Here is a 5,383-nt window from a genome sequence, read left to right on the forward strand (position 1 = left end):
GGTTGGTTTTAAGTACAAACTTCCCAAGGCATATACAAAGGTCACAAGCTAAGTTTTGGAATAAAAGCCTTTGAGGCTTTTGTGTTGACTCGGTGCCCTTGGTGGTTAAAAAGTGAAGGTTAAAATCTTGGAAATCCCATTGTATTGCTTTTTTCTTTTTTAAAAGTTTACAAATTGAAAACTTTTATTTAACTTCATTTGTTTAAGAAAGTGTCTATTGAAAAATATTATAGCCGTTAGGAATATTGTAGAGTTTTACAATAAGCATCCGGATTCAAAGGTTAGCTTACAAAACTGGATGGCTATAACGAAACATGCCAGATGGAATAAACCATCTGATGTAGTGGCGGATTTTCCAGATGCCGATCCGATTAAAAACAATAGAGTGGTATTTAATATAGCAGGGAATAAGTACCGTTTGATCGTTCAGGTCAGTTATTTAAGGCAATGGGTATTTGTAAAGTTTATGGGTACGCATGCTGAATATGATAAAATAGATGCCAATACTGTCGAGCAATATTGATAATGAAAGGGAGGAGAAAATGAAATGGGATAAAGTAATCACTTCTGAAAAGGAATACGAGGCTGCTTTGAAACGTTTGTCGGGATTATTTGAAGCGGCTCCAGATACAGCTGAAGGCATGGAGGCGGAGTTGCTGGTGACACTGATCGAAAAGTACGAAAAGGAACATTTCCCGATTTCATTGCCAGAGCCTATAGAGGCCATTCAGGAAGTGATGGCCAGAAAGGGACTTAAAGATAAGGATTTGATTCCTGTTATGGGGAGTAAGTCTGCAGTCAGCCTTGTTCTCAATAGGAAAAGGCCGCTTACTATAGATATGATCAGGAATTTATCTGGGTTTTTAGGACTTCCAGTCGAAGCACTTATTCAGCCTTATGAAATCAATGGGGATAGGAAGGAAGACTTGAACCAAGCTAAGTTTTAATCACAAACTTCTCAGGGCATACACAAAGGTCACAAGCTAAGTTTTGGAATAAAAGCCTTTGTGCTACCACCGTGTCCTCTGTGGTTATATAAAAAAAGGCCGAAGTGTTTAAGTGCTCCGACCATTAATTATTTAAAGACTTCTGATTTTTACTCCTTCGGTCGCTTTGCCTGAAGCTCGATGTCCACCAGATCCGCCACCTTAATCGGTTTTTTGCTTTCAATGCTTTTTCTGGCCGCAATGCCTATCAATATGGACATGGCTCCATCCCTCGTTCCGGCAGATTGACGATAAGGATCCGCCATATTGGGGTCCTTGAAGAGTTTGTCTTTCAGTCGTACGTCTCCCCCGCCATGACCGCCTCCTGCATGGGGAATGGTGATGATCTCAGTCTCCCCAAAGTTCTTGGTCCATCTAAGTTCATCGGCGGGCTCTTCCTCCCAAGGCTGGCTTTCCTTGATCCAGGCCTCCAGACGGCCCTTGGTGCCGTTGAAGGCGATGCGGTAACCCTCATAAGGAGAATAGGTGGTGAGGGAATAGCTGACCTGCACATCATTCATGTATTTGATCTGGACAGCCATCTTATCATAAATGTCTATATCTTCCCGATAAACACATCCATCCCTTAAATAACCGTCATATTGTTCATTGTCGGTATAGAGGCCGGTAAGTCGTTCGCTTTTGGTAATGTCCCAGTAGAAATCGCATTTTCCTTTGTGTGGGCATGGTCGGCAGTGCGAATGACGGAAAGGACCGTTTTTTCCATAAAATTCCAGTTTGCCATAGGCAAAGACCTCTTCAGGGTCGGAGTCCAGCCACCAATTGAGCAGGTCAAAATGATGGGTGGATTTGTGGACCAGTAAGGTGCCGCCTTTGTCCCTATAACCGTGCCAGCGCCTAAAATAAGAAGCTCCGTGGTCGGTGTCCAAGTACCAATGAAAATCCACTGAAGTCACTGTTCCTATGGCTCCATTATGGAGCAGTTCATAGATTTTTTGACGGTGCGGACTGTAGCGGTAGTTAAAAGTGACAATGACCTGCTTGCCTGTTTTTCGCTCTGCATTGAGGATATTCTGGCATTTGATCTCATCAGTGGTCATGGGTTTTTCCGTGATGACATTAGCACCGGCTTCCAGTCCCTTGATGATGAACTGGTCATGTGTACTGTCCATAGTGGTCACGATCAGTACATCCAGCTTTACGGTGGCCATCATTTCGTCAAAGTCCACAAAGGTCGGGCAATCAGTACCGATATATTCTTTGCCATAGGCAAGTCGGCCGGGGTTGATGTCCGAAAGGCCCACAAATTCCACTTCATTAGGATAATCCTGTACTACGCTCTTTCCGAACATGCTTGTGCCGCGTATGCCGGTGCCTACCAAGGCTATGCGTAGTTTTTTGCTTGGATCATCACGCAGTGCCAATGCTTTTGCAATAGGATGAAGAAAAAATGAACTGGCAGCCATTAATCCTGCCTTACTAAGAAAGTCTCTTCGTTGTTGGTTGGTTGATTGATTTGACATTTGGTTTTGGGTTATTGTTCCATGATAATATAACTAAAAAGTGTCCTTGAACTGTACTGTTGTGGAAGGTATTATGTGAGTGGTAAAATTGATGGTTTTGTTTTAACCACAAAGTTCCCAAAGATTCCACAGAGGTAAACAGAGAGGTTTTCAGAAATAAAGTTTCAGCGGCCTTAGCGCTTTCTCAGTGCCCTCCGTGGTTAAAAGAGTTTGGCGTCCAAGTCTAAAGACATTAACGAGTGAAGAGTCTATTGGGGTTGAAAACAAAAAAAGCCATCCGCCAATGGCGGACGGCCTTTTCCACATCCAAAACAAACAATTAACCAATTAAATTACCTTCATCATCCCATTGGGCCAGCGTAGCCCTGGTATCGGGATTCATATAAATGGGAAGATATTTTTCTTCCAGTTTAAAACCGTGCTTGTCCATTACTTCTTGAGGAATACCATCCCATACATTGGGGCGGTTACCTTTGTAGTCCAGGTCTTTGAAGCCTTCCTGCGAAGTAAAGAAGCCGGTAGAAGTAAGGTTTCTAAGGGTATTGAAAAACTTCACGCCTCTTTTCATCTCCGGTCTTGCCTTATCTGGATAGGCAATGTCGTCAATGATCTGTATACGTTCAGCTTCACTGGCTTCCATAAAGGATTTGCCAAAGCGGTCACTGGCTTCGGTATCGAGCCACATCAAACCTCCTCGCATCGGGGTTTGATAGTAAGGCATATCTTTGACGATGAATTCTATGAAATCCGGAACCCCGGCATCCGTTGCGCTTCCGGAAACATCATCTTTCGGGATAACCACGTCTACCAGATAGTTCAGCTTTTTCATCTCGTCTTCGGTAAAGAAAACATCTTCCTTCAAAGCGGCATTATGGGCCATTTCCTCCGGGGTCCGTCCCCATTTGGTGCCTTCGCCGATTTTTGGAGCATGAGGGATCTCTTTAGGAGCTTCGGGACCACAGCCGGTCATAAACATGCCGGTGGCCAATGATCCCGTGAACAACAACTTTAAATTTTCTCTTCTATTCATAATGCTGCCCTTTTAGATGTTTTTCTTTTTCAGTTCGCCGACAATAAAGTCGGAAGTTCTCCAAGCCAAGGCCAAGATGGTCCAGGTAGGATTCTTATCCGCTTGGGATACAAACGGTCCACCATCCACTACAAAAAGATTTTTGCATTCGTGTGCTTGGCAATTACTGTTCAATACCGAGGTGTTTGGATTATTGCCCATCCTAGTAGTACCTACTTCGTGGATAATCCTTCCAGGGGTAAGTAGCCCGTATTGGGTTTCAGGTCCTGGTTTGTCGCCAAATAATACAGCACCGGCATTGGTCAATACTTCCTCAAAAGTATCCTGCATGTGCTTGGCTTGATTGACCTCTTGGTCTGTCCAGTTGTAGTTGAATTTCAATACCGGAATACCGTATTTGTCCACTGTATTATTGTCGATTTCACAGTAGTTTTCATATCTCGGGATACTTTCTCCTCTTCCTGACATGCCCACCATGGTGCCGAAGTAACGGCGGATATCTTTTTTCAGACCTTCTCCATAACCACCTGCAGGACCAGGGTTGCCAAATTCATCTTTGATATGCTTCCGGATGGTGTCCATGCCAAAACCGAATCCATAGGATGGCATGCTCATGCCTCCCCAGTATTCGATATGATAACCTCTGGCAAAATCCAATTTGCTGTTGTCCAGCCACCAGGGGGTATATACGTGCATGCCGCCCACACCGTCTTCGTTGTATTTTTGTCTGTCCACAAGGTCAGGCAGGAAGCCCATTCGGTCCGATCCAGTCGAATCGTGGAGGTATCTTCCGACCATGCCGCTGCCATTGCCCAAACCATCTGGATGGGTTTTGGATTTGGAGTTGAGCATGATACGTGCAGACTCACAGGCTGAAGCTCCAAGGACTACTACCCTTGACTTGAGCTTATATTCCTTCATGTCCACTTTACTGATGTAAGAAACACCGGTGGCCAGTCCTTTTTCGTCTGTTGTGACTTTTCGAACCATGGCATAAGTGTACAGGTCTACCTTGCCTTTTTTCATGGCCGGTTTTACCAAGCAGGTTCCTGATGAGAAGTCCGCGTAAGCCTGACAGGCCCTGTTACATTGGTTACAGAAGAAACAAGCTCCACGCTCATTATTAATGGGCTTGGTAAGGATGGACAGCCTTGAAGGCATTACAGGAACACCAATTTTATCGGCTCCTTTTTTAATATAAAGTTCATGCAGTCGGGGCTTTGGTGGTGGAAGGAAAAAACCATCCGGTTCATTGTAAATGCCCTCTTTGGAACCAAATACCCCAATAAGTTTGTCCACTCTATCGTAATAGGGTTTGATGTCATCGTAACCGATCGGCCAGTTGTCTCCCAGACCGTCGATGTCTTTCCTTTTAAAATCGTTGGGACCGAAGCGAAGGGAAATCCTTCCCCAGTGGTTGGTACGTCCACCGAGCATTCTGGACCGGAACCAGTCGAACTTGGTGTTGCCTTCAAAGGTATAAGGCTCTCCTTCGATGTCCCAGCCACCAATGGCGGCATCAAAGTCACCGAAAGGTCTGAGACGGGTGCTTGCTCCTCTTCTGGGGGATTCCCAAGGCGGTCTTAATTGGGTTCTGTCTTCTTCTTTAGCAGGGTCAAAATCTCCCCCCGCTTCCACAACAGCCACCGAGAAACCGGCCTCAGAGAGGATCTTAGAGGCCATGCCTCCCCCTGCTCCCGAACCGACGATGATAACATCGTAGGCTTCTCCCGGTGAATTAATTTGAAAACTCATATAGAATAATTTTAGGGTTGTCTCTTAAGTTAGTTTAAACCTTTACAAATTGGAAGAGAATGCATCTATTTTGAAATCTTTTGAATCCATTCTTATTTAGACTCATTTTCCATCCAATCTGCTGTCAA

General features: G+C 44.7%; 5 protein-coding genes. 2 read left to right on the top strand and 3 right to left on the bottom strand.

Annotated elements, in window-relative coordinates:
• Positions 1 to 217: 217 nt before the first annotated feature.
• Positions 218 to 523 carry a type II toxin-antitoxin system HigB family toxin gene (locus tag ACYVAA_RS22080; protein WP_460546079.1) on the top strand — a complete coding sequence of 102 codons (306 nt, stop codon included), beginning with the start codon at positions 218 to 220 and terminating at the stop codon, positions 521 to 523.
• Entirely contained in the window at positions 498 to 947 is a 450-nt protein-coding gene (locus tag ACYVAA_RS22085) for a helix-turn-helix domain-containing protein (protein ID WP_460546081.1), read from the top strand. Before ACYVAA_RS22080 ends, ACYVAA_RS22085 begins: the two co-directional genes overlap by 26 nt.
• A gap of 149 nt (positions 948 to 1,096) precedes the next feature.
• Here ACYVAA_RS22085 and ACYVAA_RS22090 read toward each other — a convergent pair whose 3' ends face one another.
• From ACYVAA_RS22090 to ACYVAA_RS22100, 3 genes are all read right to left on the bottom strand, one after another.
• Positions 1,097 to 2,470: a Gfo/Idh/MocA family protein gene (locus tag ACYVAA_RS22090; protein ID WP_460546083.1), complete on the bottom strand. Its 1,374-nt coding sequence runs from the start codon at positions 2,468 to 2,470 to the stop codon at positions 1,097 to 1,099.
• A gap of 319 nt (positions 2,471 to 2,789) precedes the next feature.
• Entirely contained in the window at positions 2,790 to 3,500 is a 711-nt protein-coding gene (locus ACYVAA_RS22095; protein WP_460546085.1) for a gluconate 2-dehydrogenase subunit 3 family protein, read from the bottom strand.
• Positions 3,501 to 3,512: 12 nt separating this feature from the next.
• Positions 3,513 to 5,255, bottom strand: coding sequence for a GMC family oxidoreductase (locus ACYVAA_RS22100; protein ID WP_460546087.1), 1,743 nt, complete (start codon positions 5,253 to 5,255; stop codon positions 3,513 to 3,515).
• Positions 5,256 to 5,383: the final 128 nt, after the last annotated feature.

It is taken from the genome of Echinicola sediminis (genome assembly GCF_054777495.1).

Coding starts and splice junctions, on each gene's coding strand:
- ACYVAA_RS22085 (WP_460546081.1), top strand. CDS start 498: ATGCCAATACTGTCGAGCAATATTGATAATGAAAGGGAGGAGAAAATG.
- ACYVAA_RS22090 (WP_460546083.1), bottom strand. CDS start 2,470: ATGTCAAATCAATCAACCAACCAACAACGAAGAGACTTTCTTAGTAAG.
- ACYVAA_RS22095 (WP_460546085.1), bottom strand. CDS start 3,500: ATGAATAGAAGAGAAAATTTAAAGTTGTTGTTCACGGGATCATTGGCC.
- ACYVAA_RS22100 (WP_460546087.1), bottom strand. CDS start 5,255: ATGAGTTTTCAAATTAATTCACCGGGAGAAGCCTACGATGTTATCATC.